The sequence below is a fragment of the Clostridium sp. AF37-5 genome, from assembly GCF_003477605.1.
Lineage (GTDB): Bacteria > Bacillota > Clostridia > Lachnospirales > Lachnospiraceae > Eubacterium_F.
In genome coordinates, this window is sequence record NZ_QUDR01000001.1 from 102281 (window position 1) to 127233 (window position 24953).

Sequence of the window (24953 nt, forward strand, 5' to 3'; positions counted from 1 at the left end):
GTATGTTCCTTTCCCCAAGTGTTAATAGATACCTCATATACTATAACGATTTATAGGTAAAAAGTCAAATGTTTTGCAAATATATGAAAACTGTGGTATAATGCCCATAATAATGTGATAATATAGGAGGACAGGTATGTCAAAGGGTAAAATAATTTATATGGTTGTACCTTGTTATAATGAAGAAGAGGTGCTTGATGAGACGACAAAACAGTTAAGTGATAAATTGCAAAAATTGATCGATGCAGGTGAGATTAGTGAAAAAAGCCGGATTCTTTATGTGAATGATGGTTCAAAAGATCAGACATGGCCGATTATCTGCCGTCTGCATGAAGAATATACACTTGTCAGTGGATTGAATCTTTCCAGAAACCGCGGACATCAGAATGCTGTGCTTGCCGGCCTTATGTATGCGAAGGATCATTGTGATGCAGCGATTTCAATGGATGCTGACTTACAGGATGATATTCATGCTATTGATGAGATGGTAGATAAATTTAATCATGGAATTGATGTTGTTTACGGTGTGCGCAGCAGCCGAAAAAAAGACACGTTTTTTAAGAAATTTACGGCAGAAGGATTTTATAAAATCATGAAATGGATGGGGGTTGACATTGTCTTTAATCATGCAGATTTCCGCTTGATGAGTAAGCGTGTTTTAATGCAGATGGAAAATTACAAGGAAGTCAATCTCTTTTTACGCGGAATTGTACCGTTAATCGGATATCCGGCAGACAACGTATACTATGAAAGACAGGAGCGCTTTGCAGGAGAGAGCAAATATCCGCTGAAGAAAATGTTGTCGTTTGCATTTGACGGCATCACTTCATTTAGTGTCAAACCAATCCGCTTTATATTAAGCCTTGGTCTTGTCATCTTCTTGGCAAGCCTTGGAATCCTGATCTATTCGATTGTGCGCCATGCAATGGGTGCAACGGTACTTGGCTGGAGCAGTCTTATGGTTTCTATCTGGGCGCTTGGCGGTTTGCAGCTTCTTGCGATAGGTATTGTCGGTGAATATATTGGAAAGATGTATCTAGAGACGAAAGGCCGTCCGAGATTTGCTATACAGGATATTCTAAATGATGTAGACCGGGCCGAGTAAGAGTTCAGAGATTTTGTTTTGACGGGGAAAGGAATGCAAAGAGAAAGTGATAGTGGAAAAAATACAAAATTTTTTGTGTGTGGCAGCGAAAAAGATATTTCTTTGCGTACACATTTTTATTGTGGTTATGATTCTGCTTGAGTTCGGAAGACTTGCAGGTGATGTGTTTCCGTTACATTATCAATTGTTGAATGCTTTGCTGGCATTGATTGGGTTGACAGCAATTTTCCTCCTTTTTTTTATATGCTGCACGAGAAAATTAGCAAGTTGTGTTTGTAAAAAAAACAGAGTTGTTATGTTTTGCATATTTTATGCGGTAATTATATTTGTGATGCAGATGTATCTGTGTAAATGTATCTACTTTTATACGACGTGGGATGTCGGTATACTGCAGTCGGCAGCAGATGTTGTGACACATGGTGGAACAATTCAGGATTGGATCAGTCAAAGAGGAGATTCGTTTTCTCAGAATTATTTTAATGCTTATCCGAATAATATTTTTTTGACGATTATTTTTGCCGGAATAAAATATCTGTCATCTTTATTTGGATGTGTAGATAATTATTTTCCTACGATTGTTGCAGGGGTGATTTCCACAGATGCTGCCATTGTGTTTACTGTGATGACTGTTTGGAAATTAACGCATAGTCGAAAAGTGACTTTCCTGTCTATAATCATTTGCACAGTTTTTTTAGGATTCAACCCATGGATTATAATCCCTTATTCAGATACATACGTACTTCCTTTTTTGAGTGCGGTTTTGTATTTTTATTGCTCCATGAAAGATGAGAAAAAGGGTTATGCATCATGGATAGGAATTGTGATAGCGGCTTCGCTGGGGATAAAAATCAAGCCGACGGTGGTGATTGCTTTGCTTGCAATTGTTCTGGCAGAAATATTTTTTTTGCGAAAGTGCCAAATTAAGGAAATTGCCGCAAAATGTTTAATTGTTGCAGGAGGAACCATAATTGTTTTGGGTCTGATAAATAGTTTGAGTGATGCTGTGTATGACCAGCGGAATGCAGATGCACAAATGACATGGCAGCATTATCTGATGATGGGGGCAAATGAGGAAACACATGGCTCTTATTTTGGCGTTGACAGGGAGCGTTCATGGGGAATATCCGATCCGGAGAAGAGAAAGGAAATGCAAATTGAGGTGTGGAGACAACGTATAAGTGAGAAAGGCATTTGGGGCACAATAAAGTTTTATATGCAGAAATTGATAATTGCAAATGATGATGGCTCATTTGCATGGGGCTGGGAAGGAAATTTCTTTGGTGAATATCGTGGACTGCACAGTGAATTTGCACAAAAATTACAATCTTTTTATTATGCACAGGATAATAAGATGATTTATAATATTTTGCAGAGTATATGGGTTTCTATACAGATTTTGGTTTGTTTCTTTGCAATATTTTTTGATAATAGGAATAAAAGAGCACTTTTCATTGCGATGACATTGACTGGGATTAATTTGTTCCTTATGATATTTGAAGTGCGTGCCAGATATTTGTTTATGTTTGTTCCGTTTTATATTACAGCGGCTATGCTTGGCCTTTTCTATATGCAGGAAAAAGTCAAGATGATAAAAGATAGAAAATGTCATTTGCAATAGATAGAAGAGAAGGATTAATAAATCAGTGAGAAACTTTATTCGCAAAGCGAATCCTTTGTTTCGAGTTGATTTACTAATCCTTCTTTTTTTATTTCTTGAACACCCATTCTCTTTGAATCTGGAAACTGATTGCAAAAAGCAGGGTATCGATAATGCATTTGCGAAGTGTCGAATAAGTAATAAATGTCAGCAGATGATTGACTAAAACAGCAGACAACAAAAGCTGAACAATTGCCAATGTGTAATATCTTACGAAAAGAAATGGCGAGCTTGAGTCATTTTTAAACACCTGATTTTTGTTCACAAAAAAGTTAAATAGCGAACTGGCAAAACGTGAAATCACAGTCCGCATTAATATAAGCACGGACAAATCGAAAAACGGAAGCATCCACTTGTCGGAGATGATCGGACGAAGCAGATAGCCAAGCAGCCAGTACAAAGCAATGTCGATAATAAAACTGGATAAAGAGCTTAGCATAAACTTCAAAAACACTTTGTAAATCCGAATCGAATCAATGAACGGATTAAAATGCGAGCTTTCATTATTTGCCAGATAAATTGTCTGAATCGGAAATTCTTCAATTGGAATCTGGTATTCCTTCGCAGCAATCAGCATATTCATTTCATATTCGAACCGTTCTCCTTTTACATTTGCAAAATGCTCTCTTATGAGAGGGGTTGGAAGTCCTCTGAGTCCGGTCTGCGTGTCAGAAACATGTATGCCGCATAAAAGCCGGATCATCTGCCGAGTCAACTTGTTTCCAAAACGGCTTCTCAGAGGAATTTCTTTGTCGTCAAACTGACGGCAGCCAAGAATCAAAGAATCCGGATGCTCATAGGTTAGTTTTGCACAAGTGTTAATGTCCGGAAGTACATGCTGACCGTCACAGTCCACGGTTACAGCACCTTTGATATCCGGGCGCTGCTCTAAAATATAGTTAAACGCAGACTTTAGTGCAATTCCTTTTCCGAAATTTACGACGTGGCGGATTATTTTGCAGTGGCAAGTCTCTTTGCATGTTTTAAAATACTTTCGATTGGCAATAAGACTTCCATCATCGACCAAAATGATATTGGAAAAGCCATCGTCGTGCAATTGTCCAACGAGTGATACCATGCGCTCATCCGGGTCCAGTGCCGGAATGATGATGGCAATACTTTCTTTATAATTACCCAAAACATTTCCCCCTGTAATTCTGAAATCGAAATAATACTGTAAGTATAAGCCTATATCGTTTCAGAATCAAGCATTCGTGATTGACATTCTTTTTTTACATTAGCTTTTTGCTGCGTTTGCCGCATTTCGTTTGGCACGGTAACGCTCCGTTCCATCGAGAATTTTTTTACGGATACGAAGATTTTCCGGTGTAACTTCGAGTAATTCGTCAGTGTCAATGTAATCCAGTGCCTGCTCTAAACTTAATTCTTTCGGCGGTGTAAGACGCAGTGCTTCATCCGCACCGGAAGAACGGGTATTCGTCAGGTTTTTCTTTTTACATACATTGACCTCAATGTCATCGCTTTTTGCGTGTTCGCCGACAATCATGCCGCCGTAAACCTTTTCACCGGGACCAACAAACAAAGTGCCTCGTTCCTGTGCATTAAAAAGACCGTAGGTAATTGTTTCGCCGGATTCAAAAGCAATGAGAGAGCCTTGTTTACGATAAGGGATTTCTCCTTTAAATGGACCATAGCCTTCAAATTCTGTATTAATAACACCGTTTCCTTTGGTGTCTGTCATAAATTCGCCGCGGTATCCAATCAGTCCACGGGCTGGAATGATAAATTCCAGACGTGTCGTGCCTGCATTTAATGGGGTCATTGCCTGTAATTCCCCTTTACGCTGGCTGAGGCGGTCAATGACATTTCCGGTAAATTCATCCGGCACATCGACATAAGCACGTTCCATCGGTTCTAATTTTTTGCCATTTTCATCTTCTTTATAAAGAACCTCCGCTTTGCTAACCGCAAATTCATATCCCTCACGGCGCATATTTTCAATTAAAACGGATAAATGCAGTTCCCCGCGGCCGGACACTTTATAAGCTTCGGTTGTGTCGGTATCTTCCACACGGAGGGATACGTCGGTATTTAACATGCGGTATAAACGGTCACGCAAATGGCGGCTTGTCACATATTTTCCTTCCTGACCGGCAAGCGGACTGTCATTTACCATAAAATGCATGGCAATCGTTGGCTCCGAAATTTTCTGGAACGGAATTGCCTGTGGATTTTCCGGACTACACAGAGTATCTCCAATGTGAATGTCTGCAATACCTGAAATGGCTACAATTGAGCCAATCGTTGCTTCTTCGACTTCCACACGGTTGAGTCCTTCAAATTCATACAATTTGGAAATTTTAACTTTTTCATTTTTATCCGGGTCATGATGGTTGACAATAACGGCATCCTGATTGACGCGGATGGTTCCGTTATCGACTTTTCCGATGCCGATTCGGCCAACGTATTCATTGTAATCAATGGTGCTGATTAAGACCTGTGTGTCGGCGTCCGGGTCGCCTTCCGGTGCCGGAATATAATTTAAAATCGCATCAAAGAGCGGCTTCATGTCGGTGCCTTTCTCATTGACATCGCAGGATGCTACACCTTCTTTTGCCGAGGCAAAGATAAATGGGCAGTCTAACTGGGATTCATCGGCATCCAAATCGATAAACAGCTCTAAAATTTCATCGACAACTTCTTCCGGACGAGCTTCCGGACGGTCGATTTTGTTGACACAGACAACAACCGGCAAAGACAGCTCCAGTGCTTTCTTTAACACAAATTTTGTCTGAGGCATTGCACCCTCAAAAGCGTCAACGACTAAAATGACACCATTTACCATTTTAAGAACGCGTTCTACTTCACCACCGAAATCGGCATGTCCCGGTGTATCGATGATATTAATTTTCACACCTTCATAGGTAATGGCTGTATTTTTTGATAAAATAGTAATGCCTCGTTCACGCTCAATATCATTTGAGTCCATGACACGTTCGGCAACTTCCTGATTGGCGCGGAATACGCCGCTTTGTTTCAATAATTCATCCACTAAGGTTGTCTTGCCATGATCGACGTGTGCGATGATGGCGATGTTTCTGATATCGTCTCTTGTTGTTTTCATAGAAACCTCCATTCATTCATGCAAAAACCACAAAATCGTATTATAGCACGATTTTTTTTGCGTGGCAAGTTCGGGCGTAAAACGCTTAACAAAATGCTAGGTTTTTTTGTTTTTTTATGGTAAAATAGAATTCATATAAAAAAGGAGGTGCTCTTGTGGGGCTGAAAAGGAAGAAGCGGTTACTGGGAATTTTGATTTTTTCTCTTGTTATTGGCATGATGGGAAGTGCCGGTGGAGAAGCTGAGGCTAAGAAAAAGATTATTCTAAATAAGAAAAAAGCCGTGATTTATGTTGGCGGTCAACTTCGCCTAAAAGTAAAGGGAACAAAGAAAAAGGTGAAGTGGTCTTCAAAGGAGAAAAAGATTGCGACAGTTTCAAAAAAAGGAGTTGTTAAGGGAAAACGTGCTGGTAAGACAAAGATTACGGCAAAAGTAAAAGGAAAGAAACTTGTCTGCAGACTGACTGTGAAGGCGAAGAAAAAAAGAGTTATTACTACGGCAGAGGCAACACCACAGGGAGAAAAGAAACCTGCACCACAGGTGACGCAGACGCCGGGAGGAACCGATAAGCCTTCTGCTTCCCCTGCGATAGAACCGGTAGTGACGCCAACCGCTGTGCCAACGCCAACACCGGTTGATACTTCAAAACCGGAACCGGTATTTTCAAAAGAAAGCGGAAGTTATGATAAATCATTTGAACTATCTTTGTATGCGCCAAAGGGAAGCAAAATTTATTATACGACAGATGGCAGTGAGCCGGATGTCAGTAGTGTGGGCGGCAGTGTAAAAGATACCGTACCGGCAAAACTTCCGACCAATGAGTATAAGCAGGCAATTACAGTGAAAAATCGGGATAATGATGAAAACAGGCTTTGCTCGAAAGTCAATATTCCATATATGTATGACCCAACAGATTATTATAATAATGGGCCATTTTATCCGGAAGTCAGTGCAGTTCCGAAAGCAACCATCATTCGCGCAATGGCAGTGGATGAAAAGGGTAATACGAGTAAGACGGTGACAAAAACTTATTTTGTAGATAAGGATTTGGCAGAGGTTTATAAGAATGCTTCTGTGATTTCCGTTGTCACGGATCCGGATAATCTTCTTAGTAAAGAAAGAGGAATCTACCGTTATGGCAACTGGGAAAACAGTGGTGCTGAATGGGAGAGACCGGCGGCAGTGACGTATTTTGAGGAAGATGGCACGATACCGTTTGAGACGACGATGGGGATGCGGATTCATGGCAATTATACACGCCGCTGGGGGCAGAAGAGTCTGCGGTTTTATTTCCGTGAAGAATTAGGACTGAAAAATCTCAAAGGCTATCAGTTGATTCCGGGAGCTGTCAATGCGGACGGAAAGCCGACGAAAAAGTATAAACGTTTTATCTTGAGAAATGGCGGTAACGAATATGCCTACAGTAAAATGCAGGATGTCTTTATCCAGAGTCTTGTGAGTGACCGTGCATTTACGACGCAGAGTTCACGCCCATGCGTTTTATTCTTAAACGGTGAGTACTGGGGACTTTATAATCTGATGGAACGCTATTCCGATAATTATTTGGAGGAAGAGTTTGGCGTTGATAAAGATAATGTGGTTGTGATAAAAAATGATGAACTTGATGAGGGAAAAGAAGAAGATTTCGCTCTCTATGAACAACTGCAGGCAATGGCAGACCTTGACATGTCTTTGACCGATAATTATGAGAAATTTAAGAAAATGGTGGATATACAGAGTTATCTTGACTATTATGCGACTGAGATTTATATTGGTAACAAGGACTGGCCGGATAATAATGTGCAGTTATGGCGGACCAGAGAGGATGACGGCAGTGATTATGGCGATACGAAGTGGCGTTATATGCTCTACGACACCGAATACTCGATGAATTTGTGGGGACAGGATAATAACGGAAATACGAATCGTCTGCAGGAAGCAAGAAATAAGGATGCATTATTTGATGCACTCTGTAAAAATGACTCCTTTAAACAGTCACTTGCCGATACGCTGATGGATTTGGCAGATAAAAACTTTAAGTCAGCCGATGCTGCAAAGAAATTAGATGCCATGGCAGCCGTCTACCGCCCGTTGATGGAGCAGTATAAAAAGCGTTTTGGCAACGGTGATGTGGACAGCCGGGTAAGGGATATGAAGAGTTTTATGGCAAATCGAAAAAGCCAGATAAAAAAGCATATTCAGGAATCCCTTTCAATTACAGTAAAATAATAAAAAGAATGGAGAACAAGGATGGAACCGGAAATTACAGATATTTTTGACCGTATTATGAATTGGAAGTTGCTTCGATTTATGTGGCCTTTTTATAAAAAAAATAAGGACAAGCTTTTATATTTGTTTTTTGGAGGATGTACAACACTTGTTAATCTTGTGATTACATATGGATTGTGGTATGGCCTGAAGTGGGAACAGTGGTATGCCGGGAAATTTGCACTGGGCACGTTCCTTGGAAATTTAATTGGAATTGTGTCTGCTATTTTGTTTGCCTACGTGACAAATAAAAAGTTTGTATTTGCGTCGAAAACAACAGGAATGAAAGAACTTTTGGTTGAATTTATTAAGTTTGTTGGTGGCCGTGTATCCACTTTAATTATCGAACTTGGCGGTGTTCAGCTTGCTGTAATATTGTTCCCTGATTCTAATACACTTTTGTTTGTGGCGAAACTTTTGACTCAGGTTTTGGTTATTATAATTAATTATTTTATCAGCAAATTATTTGTGTTTAAGGGAACAAAAGAGGCATCTTTTGACAATCAAGACTAAATTTTGATTTGAATTTGTCCGATATACAGATTACGGATGCGAATGTTTATTTTAGAATCAGATTTTAGATAGATGATATAGAAAGGTATGGTTATGGATATGAGACGAGTAAAAAAAAGAATTGGTATATCAGCAGCGGCTGTTTTTGTGACGGTGGTTATTTTTGCCGTCTTTTTATACAGCAAGCAGTATAGCCATGCAGCAGATGAAATATTTATTACCTATAATGACCAGCAGTTAAACCCTGAGGAAACACTGCAGATGACTTCAGGAAGTATTCCGCTTGTATTAAAAACAACAGGAACCGCCTATGATGAGGATAAGTATATTGTTGAGTGGTCTTTTTCAGATAGTGCGGCAACTAGATTTGCAACACTTGAACAAAGTTCTACTAATAAGATGGTAGCGACAGTACGAGCAGTTTCACCCGGACTTGTAACGGTTATCGCAACGGTGAAAGACAGCATGAATGGTAATGCAGTTCTTGGAAGTGCTACGTGTAACATTAATGTTATGTTTGCTATTGATACATCGAAAGATGCAAATTTATACCGTTTTGTGAATGAATCAGATACAGAGCGTTCTCTTGTTATGTATGCGGATGACAGCCCGGTTCAGTTAGGCTTAAGTTTTGGCGATGCGAAGGATGCTCAGTGGATTAGTTCGAATGATGAAGTGGTTAAGGTAGAAAAGAACACCGGTATTGTGACTCCGGTTGGTGCCGGACGAACACAGATTACAGCCAGCTATACGCCGAAAGGTGAAAGTGATACCTATACGGCACTATTGAATGTGTATGTAAAACCTAAAATTTCGCTTACTAAAGGCAGTGGGTATACAAATTCATTGGTTAATCAGAAGATTTCTTCCGGAACGAATATTTACACGGATACAGTATTTACCAGTAACACACAGGCAATACGAAACAAGATTATCTGGGTGGTGAAGAAAGATGATGGTAAAGGTAATCCTCAGGTATTGGCAGACTCACTTGGACGAGAATCGGATGTTATTCAGGTTACTCCTTCCGGTATGTATGAAAACGAGTTGAAGATTCAAGGAACGGCAGGGAAGTATGTAATTGAATTTTATACAAATGGAACCTACTTGAGTGAGAGCAATCATACGGATGCATATGATCCAACGGTTATTACGTTTACACTTACCGCCGGAATTGGTGACAAAGAAGAAACATTAGGACCGGGAGATTCCATAAACCTGGCAGATGCTTTTGGCATGACGCGAGAGGATTTTGTTAAGTATTTTGTATCCAATAACTGGACGAAAGATGGTGGCTCAATTTATAATTATGCAACTTATGATAGTGCAACAAGCGAGCTTCAGGTAAAAACTACAGTTTCCGAAGGTGTATTAATTGATTCTGTAAATGTGAAACCGGCGTATAAAAAGCAAGTGGCAGAGCTGCTTGGGCTGGACGGCGAGGATAAAGATGTTCTTGCCAATATGCCAATGACATTTAAGGTAACAATCACATTACAGGATCGCATGCATTTAAATCGTACGGAACTTACACTTTCCGAAAAAGAAGAATTTTTGCTGGTTGCTACATATAATGGTGCTTATGATGGAACTGTAAAATTTGAAAGTACGGATCCGTCTTGTGTTAAAGTTGATGATAATGGTTTAGTGACGGCAGTAAAGAATACAAAAGGCGATGTTAAGATAATAGCATCTTTGACAAACTCAGTTGGTAAGACTATTCGCGCAGAGTGTCTTGTTGTGGTACAGGCTGCATTGAAATCATTTACACTTGAACCGAATGTGACGGAAATGACAATGAATGTAGGAGATGTACAGACAATTAAGGCGATTATCAACCAGTCAATTAAGAATCCGCCGTTGTCATGGACCTGTTCTACTGTAAATTCGAAGATTTTTACGGTGATGCCGTCAGATGATAGAAAGAGTGCGGTTATTACAGCAGTGGGAACGGGTGTGGCAGATTTAGAAGTCACAAACACTGTGAATCCAAGTGATAAGAAGACGATCCGTATTACAGTCCGATCAGCAATACAGGCAATTTCTCTGAAACAGACAGAATTGACTGTGCCACGTTATAAAGATGGCTATAATATGGGGAAAAACGATGTGTCATACACGCCGGCAAATGCAACGGATACAGAACTTGTATGGACTAGTTCGGACCCGGGAATTGCTACCGTGGATGATGATGGATATATTACTTTTGTAAATGCCGGGGTGACGTTGATTACCGTCAGACCGGTAAATAATCCAAATGGTGTTATGGCTTCCTGCTTGTTAACGATATTAGGTTCAGCAGATAAGGTTATTTTAAGCGAGAATGAACTTACAATGAATGTAGGGGATACAAAAGATGTGAAACTTGATTTTGAGCCTATTAATACGACAGCAGAGTTAACATGGACGCCAACGGGTGAGTATAAAGATTGTGTTACGATGCTTCCCTATGATGAAGAACGAAGAATTGCTTCGTTCCAAGCAAAATCACCGGGAGTAGTCTATTTTAACATTACATCTCCGCAGACCGGAACGGAAGTGTTAAAGATTACAGTGAAACAGCCTTCGACAGCATTGAGTGTGACACCAAAGGAGTTAACGGTAAGAACGGGTGACAGTGCTGATTTAAAGGCAGTATTTACACCGGCAAATTCGACAGACACTATTATATGGAAAAGTTACAATAATAGTGTGGCAACGGTAGATGTGAATGGACGTGTTACAGGAGCAAAGGCAGGAACAACATTTATTGAGGCCAGAGCCTACAATGGAAAAACAGCAGGACCAATGACTGTTATTATGGTTACTGTGCAGGATGGTGTGAAAGGAGTTTCCTTAGACTCATCAGAAAAGACGGTTCGTGTGGACAGTTCCGTTACACTGATACCTATTTTTAATCCGGCAACTGCTTTTAATAAGGCGATGACGTGGAAGGCTTCAAATAGTAATGTTAAAATTGAGGCGGTTGGTATTTCCAATCTGAAAGTAACCGGTGTAAAAGCCGGTACGGCGATGGTAACCGGTACGACGACAGATGGTGGATTTTCTGTATCCTGTTTGATTACGATTCTGCCAAAACAGAAAGAAAATGATACGAAGGTGACGGTATCGCCGAAAACCAAATATTTGGCTAAAGGCAAGTCATTCTATGTGACAGCCACAGTTACCGGCTCAAGTAATAAAAAGGTAAAATGGACGAGCAGCAAAAAATCAGTTGCAACCGTGACTTCCGGCGGTAAGGTAAAGGCAAAGAAATTAGGAACGACTTATATCAAAGCGACAGCGAAGGATGGTTCCGGTGCGTACGCCAGATGTAAAGTGCGTGTTGTTCGTAAAGTGAAAAAAATTAAACTGAACCGTTATTCGGGCAGACTGCTTGTTGGAAGTACGTTGAAACTGAAAGCAACTGTTCTCCCGAAAAATGCGACGATTAAGTCCGTGAAGTGGACGACGAATAAAAAATCGATTGCAACAGTCAGCAGTACCGGACGAGTATTGGGAACCGGCGAGGGTATTGTAAAGATTAAAGCTTCGGCAAAAGATGGTTCCGGTAAGTCAGCAACTTGCATACTTCATGTTGTTGAGCCGATTGAGGCAACGGGAATTACTGTGGCAAACAGCCAGATTACCGTGGCGAAAGGAAAGATTGCCCAGTCCGGCATTACCTTAAATCCGGTCAATTCGACGACGAAGATTAAATATCACTCCGATAATCCGAGAGTGGCAACCGTAAATAAATATGGTAAGATTAAGACCAAACGTGCCGGAGAGGCTACGATTTACGGAACGACTTCGACCGGACTGTATGGTTATTGTGATGTATTGGTTGTAGATTTAAACCGCAAGGCAGTAACTCTTCGTCCATACGATACCGAACAGCTTCATGTAAATGAGATTAGTACCGGTGTAACATGGTATTCAAGAGATATTAACATTGCAACCGTATCATCGACCGGACTTGTTACCGGACGTAAGAGAGGTATAACAACGATTTATGCGGTTGTCAACGGTGTAAAACTCGGATGCCGCGTGAACGTTACAAAATTAAAGTAGTGGAATGGGAGGAGACTATTGTTAGTAAATTTACATGTAAAAAACTTTGCGATAATAGACGAGATTGATGTTGATTTTTCTTCCGGGTTAAATATTCTTACCGGAGAGACGGGAGCCGGCAAATCGATTTTGATTGGCTCTATCGGCATCGCGCTCGGCGCAAGGGTTTCGCAGGAAATTATAGGAAAGCATGGCGACTCTGCGATGGTGGAGATTGTTTTCCAGATTGAAGATGAAGAGACAAAAGAGAAATTATCAAGATTAGGTGTAGACCCGGACGAAGGACAGATTGTCATTTCCCGCCGTATTACGGGAAGCCGGAGTGTAAACCGAATTAATGGTGAAAATGTATCGGTCAGTGTGATTCGCCAGGTGGCTGCCCTCTGCATTGACATTCATGGACAGCATGAAAACCAGTCATTATTGCAGAAGGATAAACATTTAGCAATTGTAGATGAGTTTGCCACCAAACAGTGTGTCGCTCTGAAACAAGAGATTGCTGCTTTATACCGTGAATATACAGCGCTGAAAAAACAGTGGCAGGATGAAGATGTGTCAGATGAGGAGCGTGCGAGAGAACTTAGTTTTCTGGAATACGAAAAACAGGAAATTGAGCAGGCATCTTTACAAGCCGGTGAAATCGAAGAAGTGGAAGAAGCATACCGCAGAGCATCCGGCGCTGAGACAATTGTGGAATCGCTTGGTCTGGTACACCGTTTGACAAGTGATACGGCCGCGGGAGCTGTGAGCCATGCGTTACAGAGTATGCAGCGGATTACAGGCTTTGGTGATGAAATTCGGAACTTGCAGGAAGAACTTTTGCAGATTGAGGGACTTTTAGATGATTTTAATCATGAAACAGCGGATTATATGCAGGACTTTTCTTTCGATGCCAATGAGTTTTCGGAATTAGAGAAAAGACTCGATACGATTCACAATTTGCAGGCGAAATACGGAAGTACCTATGAAGAAATACTTTCACATTTGGAAGAAGTAGAGGATAAACTGCAAAAACTTGCAGATTTTGAACAGTATAAGGAGAAACTTCTTGCTAAAATAAAGGAATATGAGTCGGATTTGACAAAGAAATGTGAGCAGTTATCAAAAGAAAGGAAAGAAACCGCTTCCATTCTTCAGGAAAAGATTAAAGCTGCTTTATCAGATTTAAATTTTGCCTATGTAGATTTTGAAATTTCATGGAGCCGCAAAGATACATTTGGTGCGGATGGATGGGATGAAGCTGAATTTTTGATTGCAACGAATCCGGGCGAGCCAAAGAAAAGCCTCGGAAAAATCGCATCCGGCGGTGAGTTGTCCCGTATTATGCTGGCAATTAAATCGGTTTTTGCCGAAAAAGACCATATTGAGACCTTGATTTTTGATGAAATTGATGCCGGAATCAGTGGACGTACGGCACAGAAGGTTTCGGAAAAACTGAAACTTTTAAGTAAAAGCCACCAGATTCTATGCATTACTCATCTGGCACAGATTGCGGCAATGGCAGATACCCATTTTTTGATTGAAAAGATGGTTGATGAAAATCATTCGGAGACAGTGATTCGTCCGTTGGATAAGTCGCAGAGTGAACAGGAACTGGCACGTATTCTTGGCGGTGTTGAGATTACAGAGTCGGTACTTGAAAATGCGAGAGAGATGAAAGCGTTAGCAAACCAAAAAAGTTCAGATAGTTTTCAGAATTAGAAAAATAGAAGTTGGCTATACTAAACAGAAGGAACCAAAACAATAGTAAGTTTTGTACCTTCTGTTTTTATTTTGCCAATTATGGGAGGAATGAGTATGAGAAAAAAAGTTCGTTTTTTGCTGGCTGGATTATTAGTGGCTGATGTATTATTGATTGGATATTTGATGTATGATTATATTCAAAATAAAATTCCTGATTCTGTTTTGACTTACGTCGGGGAAAAACAGGAACTGGACCTGCCGGCGTTTTTTAAGACCGAGCAAAGTGTTCCTGCTCTGCATGTGCAAAATCAGGATGGCAGTTTTTCTATGAAGTCAAACCGGTTAGGAAGTTATGAGGTATCGGTCCGCTTATTTGGTGTGCTGCCGGTAAAGAGGATGGACGTTAAAGTGGTGAAAAGGAAAAAGATTTTTCCGAGTGGAGAGCCAATTGGTATTTATGTGGAGACTAATGGGCTGCTAGTGCTGGATACGACTGAGGTCCCGGCAAAAGATGGGCTTACTTATGCGCCCGGTGAAAATTTGTTAAAGCCGGGGGATTATATTTTGGAATGGAATCAGAAAAAGGTTGCTACGATTCAAAGTTTAAACCGTGAAATTCAGGGGACAAAAGATAAAAAGGTTACGGTTTTAATACGCCGAAACGGAGAAAAGATAAAAATTGCCATGCGTCCGGTGCTTTCATCAGATGGCACATATAAAATCGGAACATGGGTACGGGAGGATACACAGGGAATCGGCACGCTTACTTATGTAACGAAGACCGGTGTATTTGGTACACTTGGACATGGAATTACAGATGTTGATACCGGGACGCTGTTGAATTTACACGGGGGTGAATTGTTTCAGACGCAGATAGTCGATATTATGAAGGGGGAGAAAGGAAATCCGGGAGAACTGCAGGGATATATCAATATGATTGCAAAAAATACGATAGGAAAAATTAAAAAGAACACGGAGCAGGGTGTGTTTGGTGAGATGAAACAGGAGCGTGTGTCCGCCTATTCCGGAAAGGCGTATGAAGTTGGCAGAAAACAAGAGATTGAAGCCGGAAAGGCGTATCTGTATGCGAATCTTGAAGGCAGGGCGAGGATGTATGAAATTGAAATTGAAGATATAAAAATTAATGCAAGGGATAATAAGAGTATGGAAATCAGTGTGACGGATAAAAAGCTTTTAAAACTGACGGGCGGGATTGTACAGGGGATGAGTGGTTCGCCGATTATACAGAACGATAAAATTGTTGGGGCTGTTACGCATGTTTTTGTTGATGACCCGACAAGAGGTTATGGAATTTTTATTGAGGAGATGTTGGTGCAGTAAAAAGAACCGCATTTGCTGTCAAAAACCGAAGCTAGGAGTCGAAAGATGATGAAATATAAAAAGAATATAAATAAAAAAATAAAATAATTTAGAATTTGCTCTTGTAATATGGAGAAAAGAGGTATATACTTTTAATTACATTGAGTTTATAAAAAATTTATAATTATTTCAAGGGGGTACTAGTTGTGCAGAAATTAAAAGTGTTAATTGCAGATGATAATCCAAGAATGGCATCCATGATTCAGAATATTCTTATGGATGATGATGAGATTCAGGTCGTGGGAACGGCAGAAGATGGAGTAGAAACACTGGGAATGATTGAGGAAACGGAGCCGGATTTGCTTTTGCTAGATTTGATTATGCCGAAATTAGATGGTCTTGGTGTGATGGAGCGGCTGCAGGAAAAGCAGAAGATGAAAAAGGTGCCGGAGATTATTGTGGTGTCCGGTATTTCGCAGGAACGAATTACGGATACGGCATTTGCCTTGGGAGCTTCATATTACTTATTAAAACCATTCGAGTCGGAAACACTTCTTTCTCATGTACAGAAATTTAAACCGGGTGCGAGGGCAAAACTCATTGCTACGGGAAATGAGAACCGAAGAAATGAAAAAATGGCGAAATATAATCTTGAATCGGATGTTACCAATATCATTCATGAAATCGGGGTGCCGGCACATATAAAAGGGTATCAGTATTTGCGGGATGCAATTATGATGTCAGTTGACGATAAAGAAATGTTAAATTCTATTACAAAAATTCTCTATCCTTCTATAGCCAAACAACATGGGACAACACCAAGCAGAGTAGAACGAGCAATACGACACGCAATTGAAGTGGCGTGGAGCCGCGGAAAAGTGGATACAATTGATGAATTATTCGGATATACGGTTCATAATGGAAAAGGAAAACCGACAAATTCGGAGTTTGTAGCGCTAATTGCGGACAAGATACGGCTAGAACAGAAAATGAAAGCCTAAAAAAATCTTTTCACCGCTCCCTTTTTAGTGTATAATAATACCAATATGATTTTGTGTCAAAAAGAAAGGGGAGAAGGATATTGAAGAAAGTATTATTTGTTGCTTCTGAATGTGTTCCTTTTATAAAAACCGGTGGATTGGCAGACGTTGTCGGTTCACTTCCAAAGTATTTTGATAAGAGTAAATATGATGTACGGGTTATGATTCCAAAATACACTGCGATACCGGAAGAGTATAAAAACCAGATGCATTATATCACGCATTTTTATCTGGAACTTGCATGGCGTAAGCAGTATGTCGGTGTGTTTGAAATGGAATTAAACGGTGTTAAATTCTATTTTCTTGATAATGAATTTTATTTTAGCGGCAGCAAGCCTTATGGAGAAATTTATCAGGATATTGAAAAATTTGCCTTTTTTGACAAAGCGGCGTTATCAACACTGCCTGTGATTGATTTCCGCCCGGATATTATTCACTGCCATGACTGGCAGACGGGGCTGATTCCGGTATATCTGCATGATGCATTCCAGCAGAGCGAATTTTACCGTGGAATTCAGTCAATTATGACGATACATAATTTGAAATTTCAGGGTGTCTGGGATAAAAAGACAGTTATGGATACGGCAGGGCTGGATGCATACTATTTTACACCTGATAAATTGGAAGCCTTTGGGGATGCTAATTATCTAAAGGGTGGTCTTGTTTACGCAGATCAGATTACGACTGTAAGTGATACCTATGCAGAAGAGATTAAGACACCGTTTTATGGAGAAAAATTAGATGGTCTGATTAATGCGAAGTCAGGGTGTTTGACCGGAATTGTGAATGGCCTTGACTACGATGAGTATAATCCGGCAAAGGATCCACTTATTTATGCAAATTATGATGCAAGAACATTTCGCAAAGAAAAAATTAAAAATAAGCGCGGCCTTCAGAAAGAACTTGGTCTTTCGCAGGATGATAAGAAGTTTATGATTGGTATTGTGTCAAGACTGACCGACCAAAAGGGCTTTGATTTGATTGACTATGTAATCGAAGAAATCTGTGCAGAAGATACACAGCTTGTGGTACTTGGTACCGGAGAAGAAAAGTATGAAAATCTGTTCCGCCATTTTGCATGGAAATATCCGGACCGTGTATCGGCGAACATTTACTATTCCAATGAGCGTTCGCATAAAATTTATGCGGCGTGTGATGCCTTTTTGATGCCGTCGCTCTTTGAACCGTGCGGATTAAGCCAGCTGATGAGTCTTCGATATGGTACGGTTCCGATTGTAAGAGAGACCGGCGGACTTAAAGATACGGTAGAGCCTTATAATGAATATGAGAGCAAAGGAACCGGTTTCTCATTCAGCAATTACAATGCACATGAGATGCTTAATACCATCCGCTATGCAAAAGATGTCTATTATAATAGAAAGAGAGAGTGGAATAAGATTATCGACCGCGGGATGGCAATGGATTTTTCATGGAAGAATTCAGCGAAAAAATATGAGCAGTTGTATGACAGAATGTAAAAAAATACAAATTATTTGAATTTACTCTTGAATTTTATTACGGAATTGGGTAGAATAGGTTCTAGAAGTTTGTATATTTTTTAACAAACCAAAATTTTAACTATTTTTAGGAGGAAATATCATGTCAGTAAAAGTAGCGATTAACGGATTTGGACGTATCGGACGTCTTGCATTCAGACAGATGTTTGGTGCAGAAGGTTATGAAGTAGTAGCAATTAACGATTTGACAAGCCCTAAGATGCTTGCACACCTTTTGAAGTATGATTCTTCTCAGGGTAAATATGAGAAAGCAGATACTGTTTCTGCAAGTGATGATTCCATCACAGTAGATGGTAAAGAGATTAAAATCTATGCTTTCCCGGATGCAAACAACTGCCCATGGGGTGAGCTTGGTGTAGACGTAGTTTTGGAGTGCTCCGGATTCTATACATCCAAAGAAAAAGCACAGGCTCATATCAATGCAGGTGCTAGAAAAGTTGTTATCTCTGCTCCAGCAGGAAATGACCTTCCTACTATCGTATATAACACAAACCACGAGACATTGAAAGCAGATGATACAATCATCTCCGCAGCTTCTTGTACAACAAACTGCCTTGCTCCTATGGCAGATGCATTGAACAAATATGCTGCAATCCAGTCTGGTATCATGGTTACAATCCATGCTTACACAGGTGATCAGATGACTCTTGATGGTCCTCAGAGAAAGGGTGACCTCAGAAGATCTCGTGCAGCAGCAGTAAACATCGTTCCTAACAGCACAGGTGCTGCAAAAGCTATCGGCCTTGTAATTCCTGAGTTGAATGGTAAACTGATTGGTTCTGCTCAGCGTGTTCCTACACCTACAGGTTCTACAACAATTTTGACAGCTGTAGTTAAAGGAAAAGACATCACAGTAGATGGTATCAATGCCGCTATGAAAGCAGCAGCTACAGAGTCCTTCGGATACAATGAAGACGAAATCGTTTCTTCTGATATCGTAGGAATGAGATTTGGTTCTCTCTTCGATGCAACTCAGACAATGGTTTGCAAAGTTGACGATGACACATACGAAGTACAGGTTGTATCTTGGTATGATAACGAGAACTCTTACACAAGCCAGATGGTTCGTACAATCAAATACTTCAGCGAGTTAGCATAAGTCTTGATTTAGGACAAGGTTTGAAATTGATCCCAAAAAGGGTCCGGTCGGTTGGACCGGATCCTTTTTTCATAGAAATAATTAAAATGGAGGTTTGTTATGTTAAATAAAAAATCAGTAGATGATATTAATGTAAAAGGTCAGCGCGTGTTAGTACGCTGTGACTTTAACGTACCGCTTCAGGATGGTAAGATTACAGATGAAAACCGTCTGGTAGCAGCACTTCCTACAATTAAGAAGTTGATTGCCGATGGCGGTAAAATTATTCTTTGCTCCCACCTTGGTAAGCCAAAAGGAGAGCCTAAACCGGAACTTTCTTTGGCACCGGTTGCTGTTCGCCTTTCTGAACTTTTGGGACAGGAAGTAAAATTCGCAGCAGATGATAACGTAGTTGGTGAAAATGCAAAAGCTGCTGTTGCTGCTATGAAAGATGGCGATGTAGTTCTTCTTGAGAATACACGTTATCGTGCAGAAGAGACAAAGAACGAAGATAATTTCTCCAAAGAACTTGCTTCTTTGGCTGATGTTTTCGTAAACGACGCATTTGGTACTGCTCATAGAGCACACTGCTCAAATGTAGGTGTTACCAAATATGTAGATACTGCTGTTGTTGGTTACTTGATGCAGAAAGAAATTGATTTCCTTGGAAATGCAGTAAATAATCCGGAGAGACCATTTGTTGCAATCCTCGGTGGTGCCAAAGTTTCTTCCAAGATTCCGGTAATTGAGAACCTTTTGGATAAAGTAGATACTTTGATTATCGGTGGTGGAATGGCATATACATTTATGGCTGCTCATGGTGAGCCAGTTGGTAAATCTCTTTTGGAAGAGGATTACAAACAGTATGCACTTGACATGGAGAAGAAAGCAGAAGAAAAAGGTGTTAAACTTTTGATTCCTGTAGATAATATAGTAGCGGATGATTTCTCAAACGACGCAAACTTCAAAGTTGTTGAGCGCGGTGGTATTCCGGATGACATGGAAGGTCTGGATATCGGACCTAAGACATGCAAATTGTTTGCAGATGCCATCAAAGGCGCAAAGACAGTTGTTTGGAATGGACCGATGGGATGTTTTGAAATGCCAAACTTTGCAAAAGGAACGATTGCAGTTGCTCAGGCAATGGCAGATTTGAAAGACGCTACAACGATTATCGGTGGTGGTGATAGTGCTTCTGCTTGCAACAACCTTGGATTTGGTGACAAGATGACACATATTTCTACCGGTGGTGGTGCTTCACTTGAGTTCTTGGAAGGAAAAGAACTTCCTGGTGTTGCAGCAGCAAACGACAAATAATAATATAAGATTTTGATTCTGTGGTGGTGTTTTGTATGCCACCACAGAAATTTTTGGAGAAAAAAACAATAATTACACATTATGAGCAGAGTGAGAAGATATTTGTATAAGGAGTGATTTTTATGTCAAGAAGAAGAATTATCGCAGGAAACTGGAAAATGAATAAAACACCAAGTGAGGCAGTTGCCCTTGTAAATGAATTACTTCCGTTGGTGAAAAATGATGATGTTGATGTTGTATTTTGTGTACCGGCAATTGACATTGTACCGGTTGTTGAGGCGGTAAAGGGAAGTAATGTAAATGTTGGGGCAGAAAATCTTTATTTTGAAGAAAGCGGTGCTTATACCGGTGAAATTTCTCCGAACATGCTTGTAGATGCCGGAGTTAAATATGTCATTATCGGACATTCGGAGCGCAGAGAGTATTTTGCAGAAACTGACGAGACGGTAAATAAAAAGGTTTTGAAAGCATTTGAACATGACATTACCCCGATTATCTGCTGTGGTGAGACATTGACTCAGAGAAAACAGGGTATTTATGTGGATTGGATTCGTATGCAGATTAAAATTGCATTCCAGAATGTAACGGCAGATCAGGCAAAAAAAGCAGTTATTGCTTATGAGCCAATCTGGGCAATCGGAACCGGTGAGACGGCAACAGCAGACCAGGCAGAAGAAGTATGTGCAGCAATCCGTGCTTGTATCGGTGAGATTTATGATGCAGCTACTGCAGATGCAATTCGTATTCAGTACGGCGGTTCTATGAATGCCAAGAATGCCGCAGAACTTTTGGCAAAACCGGATATTGACGGCGGACTGATTGGCGGCGCTTCTTTGAAACCGGATTTTGGTCAGATTGTGAATGCATAACGCGAATGAACTCGGGAACTTGTTAAAAAGTGAAATAAACTATTGACAAGAACCGTATCAGTATGTATAATATGTCTTGTGTCTGTCAAAGAGATGGACACAAGATAAATGCGCGAGTGGCTCAGTTGGTAGAGCACAACCTTGCCAAGGTTGGGGCCGCGGGTTCGAGTCCCGTCTCGCGCTCTAATATAAAAAAGAGTGATTCCAAAAGGAATCGCTCTTTTTTACTTCGAGGTCTCGGCTGCCGCCTCGGTTGACTATACTGTTAGAAGTATTTCGACACCATTTTCTTCGATTGCTTTTAAGTCTTCTTCTAATGCATCGTCATCGGTAATAAGAACATCTAAAGCGTTAATAGGACAAATACTTATAATAGAATCTGTGCCAATTTTGCTGGTAGGGTAAAGTCCATAAACTTTTTTTGCAGACGCAAGAAGAGTGTTATACAGACATAAATTTCTGGTTCGCTGGATGGATAATCCGAAGTCAGCACTGACTCTTGCTGAGGTGATAAAAATTTTATCGAAGCGCAGCCGTTTTAACATCTCAATGGCGAAACCATCATATACGCAGCCGTTTTTGTGTAATTGGCCTCCTAAAAGAAGGATGGTAATGTTTGGATATTGGCGCAGATTATCTGCGATAGAGATGGAATTTGTTACAATGGTACAATTCAAATCATGCGGCAGATTCTGTGTCATAAGATACCCAATGCTTGCGCTAGTGATAAATATTACATCATTATCATTTATACAGGTGACTGCTTTCTTTGCAATGGCAAGATAATTTGGGTCAACTTTGGCAATGCGCTCCTTAGCTGTTAAATCACCAATGTTATATTGAGCCCCGATTGTTTCTCTTAAAATGGCGCCGCCGTGAGTTCTTTTTAGCATACCTTGTTCTTCAAGCAGACGCAGGTCACGTTTGGCAGAATCATAACTTATGCCAAACATATCTTGTATCTCCTGATTTGTGATACTTTTGTTTTTTTGCAGCATTTCCAGTATTTTTTTGTGTCTTTCTTCAATAAACATAATGGTTACCTCCTTTAATGGTTGTTGTATTGTAACTCAGATATTAGCACAATCGTTAACAAATGTCAACATAAAACGTGAATAAAAGTTAAATAACGTGAATAAGCGTGGAAAACAAGATGCTTTATTGCTAGATTATGTTGTTGATAGTAGATTCTATCTACGAATTTAAAAAAGTTTAGATATTTGAATGTACTCGTTTAACACTTCTTTTTATACTAAAGAAAAAAGAAAGAAGGATGCGGAATAAAGACAAAAGACCATAAGATACTTAGCCATTATTTGATGGCACAATTTAATTATCCGGTAAAAAAGAGCTTAAAGCATGCATTGATATTAGGCAGTGTTGAGCCTGACTATAACCCTTTTACCTATCTGCATGGAAGTTTAAAAACAGAAAAATTCCGCGGACATAATTTTGATAATGCACGAAAATGTATTGTGTGTTTGATTCATAAAATCGAAACAGAAGATATGAGTGAGTTAAAACGATGCTATTTGTTGAGCAAATTGATAAAATGAAAAAACGAAAGAGAAATAAAAATGAATCCGAAAAGAGTATACTGTGAACTGCTTATATGTGTTGTGGTTTTTTGCGTGATAGCAGGGATAGGGGCAGCGGTAAAGTTTGGCGGCAGACTGCCGGAATTAAAGCAACAAATGGAAACCGCTAATCTATCTGCTTTCACGGCAAGTGATTTGGCATTCCTTGGCTGTGTAATAGGAGTGTTTTGGATTCCAGTAATTCCGTAGAAAAGCTTTGTGACTCGTGGGTTTTGAGTACGTCGGTATGAGGCACTGGTATTTTCGGTGCCCATACCGCTACGTACTCAATGAGCGAAAGCACCCACGAGACGCAAAGCTTTTCTGCTGAACTACGGAAACTAAAAAATCCGCCATCCGTTTATTTAATACAAACACAAGCGGTAGCCCTTGCATTTTTTTTCATATTTTGATAAACTGTAAAATTGAGAATAGAACTAACTATATTATTGTGTTTTAGACGCAGAAATGAGGCAGATATGGAATTAATTAGTATACGCGATTTGTATCGCAACCAGGAAAAGTATGTAGAACAGACGGTTACGGTCGGAGGATGGTTAAGAAGCGTCAGAGATTCCAAAACATTTGGATTCTTAGTGGTTCATGATGGAACATTTTTTGAGCCGCTTCAGGTGGTATATTCAGATAAACTTGATAATTTTTCAACAATTTCCAAATTGAATGTAGGAGCAGCCGTGATTGTTACGGGAAAAGTAGTAGCAACACCGGGAACGAAACAGCCATTTGAGATTCAGGCAGATGAGGTTGTTGTAGAAGGTGAGTCTGCACCGGATTATCCATTGCAGAAAAAGAGACACTCCTTTGAGTATCTTCGTACGATTTCCCATCTTCGTCCGAGAACAAATACATTTCAGGCAGTGTTCCGTGTGCGTTCTTTGATTGCGTATGCGATTCATAAATTCTTCCAGGAGAGAGAATTTGTTTATGTACACACGCCATTGATTACCGGGAGTGACTGTGAAGGTGCCGGTGAAATGTTCCGTGTGACGACATTGGATATGGAAAACCTTCCGATGACAGAAGAAGGAAAAGTAGATTACACAAAGGATTTCTTCCGCAAAGAAACTAACCTTACCGTAAGTGGTCAGTTAAATGGTGAAACGTATGCGATGGCGTTTAAAAACATTTATACATTTGGACCGACATTCCGTGCGGAAAATTCAAATACGACACGCCATGCGGCAGAATTTTGGATGATTGAGCCGGAAATTGCATTTGCGGATTTGAAAGATGACATGATGTTAGCTGAGAGCATGTTGAAATATGTTATCCGCTATGTGCTTGAGAATGCACCGGAAGAGATGAAATTCTTCAATCAGTTTGTGGACAAGGGACTGATTGAGCGTCTGCGGGGAGTTGTGGATGCGGACTTTGCACATGTTACTTATACCGAAGCTATCAAACTCTTAGAAGAGCACAATGATAAATTTGAATACAAAGTAAGCTGGGGATGCGATTTGCAGACCGAGCATGAGAGATACCTTACGGAAGAAATTTTCAAACGCCCTGTTTTCGTAACGGATTATCCAAAAGAAATCAAGGCATTTTATATGAAGATGAACGACGATAATAAAACCGTTGCCGCTATGGACTGTCTGGTTCCTGGAATCGGGGAGATTATCGGAGGAAGCCAGCGTGAAGATGATTATGATAAGCTGGTTGAGAGAATGAACGAATGTGGACTGGATAAAAAAGATTATGAATTTTATCTGGATTTGCGTAAATATGGTACGGCACGCCATGCCGGATTTGGTCTTGGATTTGAGCGCTGTGTGATGTATTTGACAGGCATGCAGAATATCCGCGACGTTATTCCGTTCCCACGTACTGTAAATAATTGTGACTTATAAA

18 protein-coding genes and 1 tRNA gene are annotated in these 24953 nt (G+C 40.2%); 16 read left to right on the forward strand and 3 right to left on the reverse strand.

What is annotated here, in order from left to right:
* The first annotated feature begins 136 nt into the window (after positions 1-136).
* Together DW019_RS00460 and DW019_RS00465 are read left to right on the forward strand one after the other, a co-directional pair.
* Positions 137-1105 (forward strand): glycosyltransferase family 2 protein, encoded by a 969-nt coding sequence (locus DW019_RS00460; protein WP_022378111.1) that lies wholly within the window; start codon positions 137-139, stop codon positions 1103-1105.
* Positions 1106-1157: 52 nt separating this feature from the next.
* Positions 1158-2723: a hypothetical protein gene (locus DW019_RS00465; RefSeq protein WP_118442154.1), complete on the forward strand. Its 1566-nt coding sequence runs from the start codon at positions 1158-1160 to the stop codon at positions 2721-2723.
* A gap of 88 nt (positions 2724-2811) precedes the next feature.
* Here DW019_RS00465 and DW019_RS00470 read toward each other — a convergent pair whose 3' ends face one another.
* Positions 2812-3900 carry a bifunctional glycosyltransferase family 2/GtrA family protein gene (locus tag DW019_RS00470; RefSeq protein ID WP_022378109.1) on the reverse strand — a complete coding sequence of 363 codons (1089 nt, stop codon included), beginning with the start codon at positions 3898-3900 and terminating at the stop codon, positions 2812-2814.
* 99 nt (positions 3901-3999) lie between these two features.
* A complete protein-coding gene (gene typA / locus DW019_RS00475) occupies positions 4000-5847 on the reverse strand; it encodes a translational GTPase TypA (protein WP_022378108.1) in 1848 nt (615 codons plus the stop codon).
* Between the two features lie 155 nt (positions 5848-6002).
* Between typA and DW019_RS00480 the strand changes: the two genes are divergently transcribed.
* From DW019_RS00480 to DW019_RS00530, 11 genes are all read left to right on the forward strand, one after another.
* Complete coding sequence (locus DW019_RS00480) at positions 6003-8075, forward strand: CotH kinase family protein (RefSeq protein WP_118442155.1); 2073 nt, start codon at positions 6003-6005, stop codon at positions 8073-8075.
* Between the two features lie 21 nt (positions 8076-8096).
* Positions 8097-8627: a GtrA family protein gene (locus DW019_RS00485; protein WP_022378106.1), complete on the forward strand. Its 531-nt coding sequence runs from the start codon at positions 8097-8099 to the stop codon at positions 8625-8627.
* A gap of 93 nt (positions 8628-8720) precedes the next feature.
* Positions 8721-12680 (forward strand): Ig-like domain-containing protein, encoded by a 3960-nt coding sequence (locus DW019_RS00490; protein ID WP_182430989.1) that lies wholly within the window; start codon positions 8721-8723, stop codon positions 12678-12680.
* 18 nt (positions 12681-12698) lie between these two features.
* Positions 12699-14381, forward strand: a complete 1683-nt coding sequence (recN, locus tag DW019_RS00495; RefSeq protein WP_118442157.1) for a DNA repair protein RecN — start codon at positions 12699-12701, stop codon at positions 14379-14381.
* A gap of 96 nt (positions 14382-14477) precedes the next feature.
* Positions 14478-15704 carry a SpoIVB peptidase gene (gene spoIVB, locus DW019_RS00500; RefSeq protein WP_182430990.1) on the forward strand — a complete coding sequence of 409 codons (1227 nt, stop codon included), beginning with the start codon at positions 14478-14480 and terminating at the stop codon, positions 15702-15704.
* 185 nt (positions 15705-15889) lie between these two features.
* On the forward strand, positions 15890-16684 hold the full coding sequence (spo0A, locus tag DW019_RS00505; protein ID WP_117478339.1) for a sporulation transcription factor Spo0A: 795 nt from the start codon (positions 15890-15892) through the stop codon (positions 16682-16684).
* Positions 16685-16764: 80 nt separating this feature from the next.
* Positions 16765-18201: a glycogen synthase GlgA gene (gene glgA, locus DW019_RS00510; protein ID WP_117478338.1), complete on the forward strand. Its 1437-nt coding sequence runs from the start codon at positions 16765-16767 to the stop codon at positions 18199-18201.
* A 121-nt stretch (positions 18202-18322) separates the two neighbouring features.
* Complete coding sequence (gap, locus tag DW019_RS00515) at positions 18323-19339, forward strand: type I glyceraldehyde-3-phosphate dehydrogenase (RefSeq protein ID WP_117478337.1); 1017 nt, start codon at positions 18323-18325, stop codon at positions 19337-19339.
* A 99-nt stretch (positions 19340-19438) separates the two neighbouring features.
* The gene (locus DW019_RS00520) at positions 19439-20635 is read left to right on the forward strand and encodes a phosphoglycerate kinase (RefSeq protein ID WP_118442159.1); all 1197 of its coding nucleotides are present in this window, start codon (positions 19439-19441) and stop codon (positions 20633-20635) included.
* Between the two features lie 122 nt (positions 20636-20757).
* Complete coding sequence (gene tpiA / locus DW019_RS00525; protein ID WP_117478336.1) at positions 20758-21504, forward strand: triose-phosphate isomerase; 747 nt, start codon at positions 20758-20760, stop codon at positions 21502-21504.
* Between the two features lie 110 nt (positions 21505-21614).
* A tRNA-Gly gene (locus DW019_RS00530) sits at positions 21615-21687 on the forward strand.
* Between the two features lie 74 nt (positions 21688-21761).
* Here the strand turns inward: DW019_RS00530 and DW019_RS00535 are convergent.
* Positions 21762-22538, reverse strand: coding sequence for a DeoR/GlpR family DNA-binding transcription regulator (locus DW019_RS00535; protein WP_117477661.1), 777 nt, complete (start codon positions 22536-22538; stop codon positions 21762-21764).
* 282 nt (positions 22539-22820) lie between these two features.
* On the opposite strand from DW019_RS00535, the gene DW019_RS00540 reads away from it, so the two are divergent.
* From DW019_RS00540 to asnS, 3 genes are all read left to right on the forward strand, one after another.
* Entirely contained in the window at positions 22821-23060 is a 240-nt protein-coding gene (locus tag DW019_RS00540; RefSeq protein WP_147324403.1) for a hypothetical protein, read from the forward strand.
* Positions 23061-23081: 21 nt separating this feature from the next.
* Entirely contained in the window at positions 23082-23291 is a 210-nt protein-coding gene (locus DW019_RS00545; RefSeq protein WP_117477663.1) for a hypothetical protein, read from the forward strand.
* 269 nt (positions 23292-23560) lie between these two features.
* Entirely contained in the window at positions 23561-24952 is a 1392-nt protein-coding gene (gene asnS, locus DW019_RS00550; protein WP_117477664.1) for an asparagine--tRNA ligase, read from the forward strand.
* Position 24953: the final 1 nt, after the last annotated feature.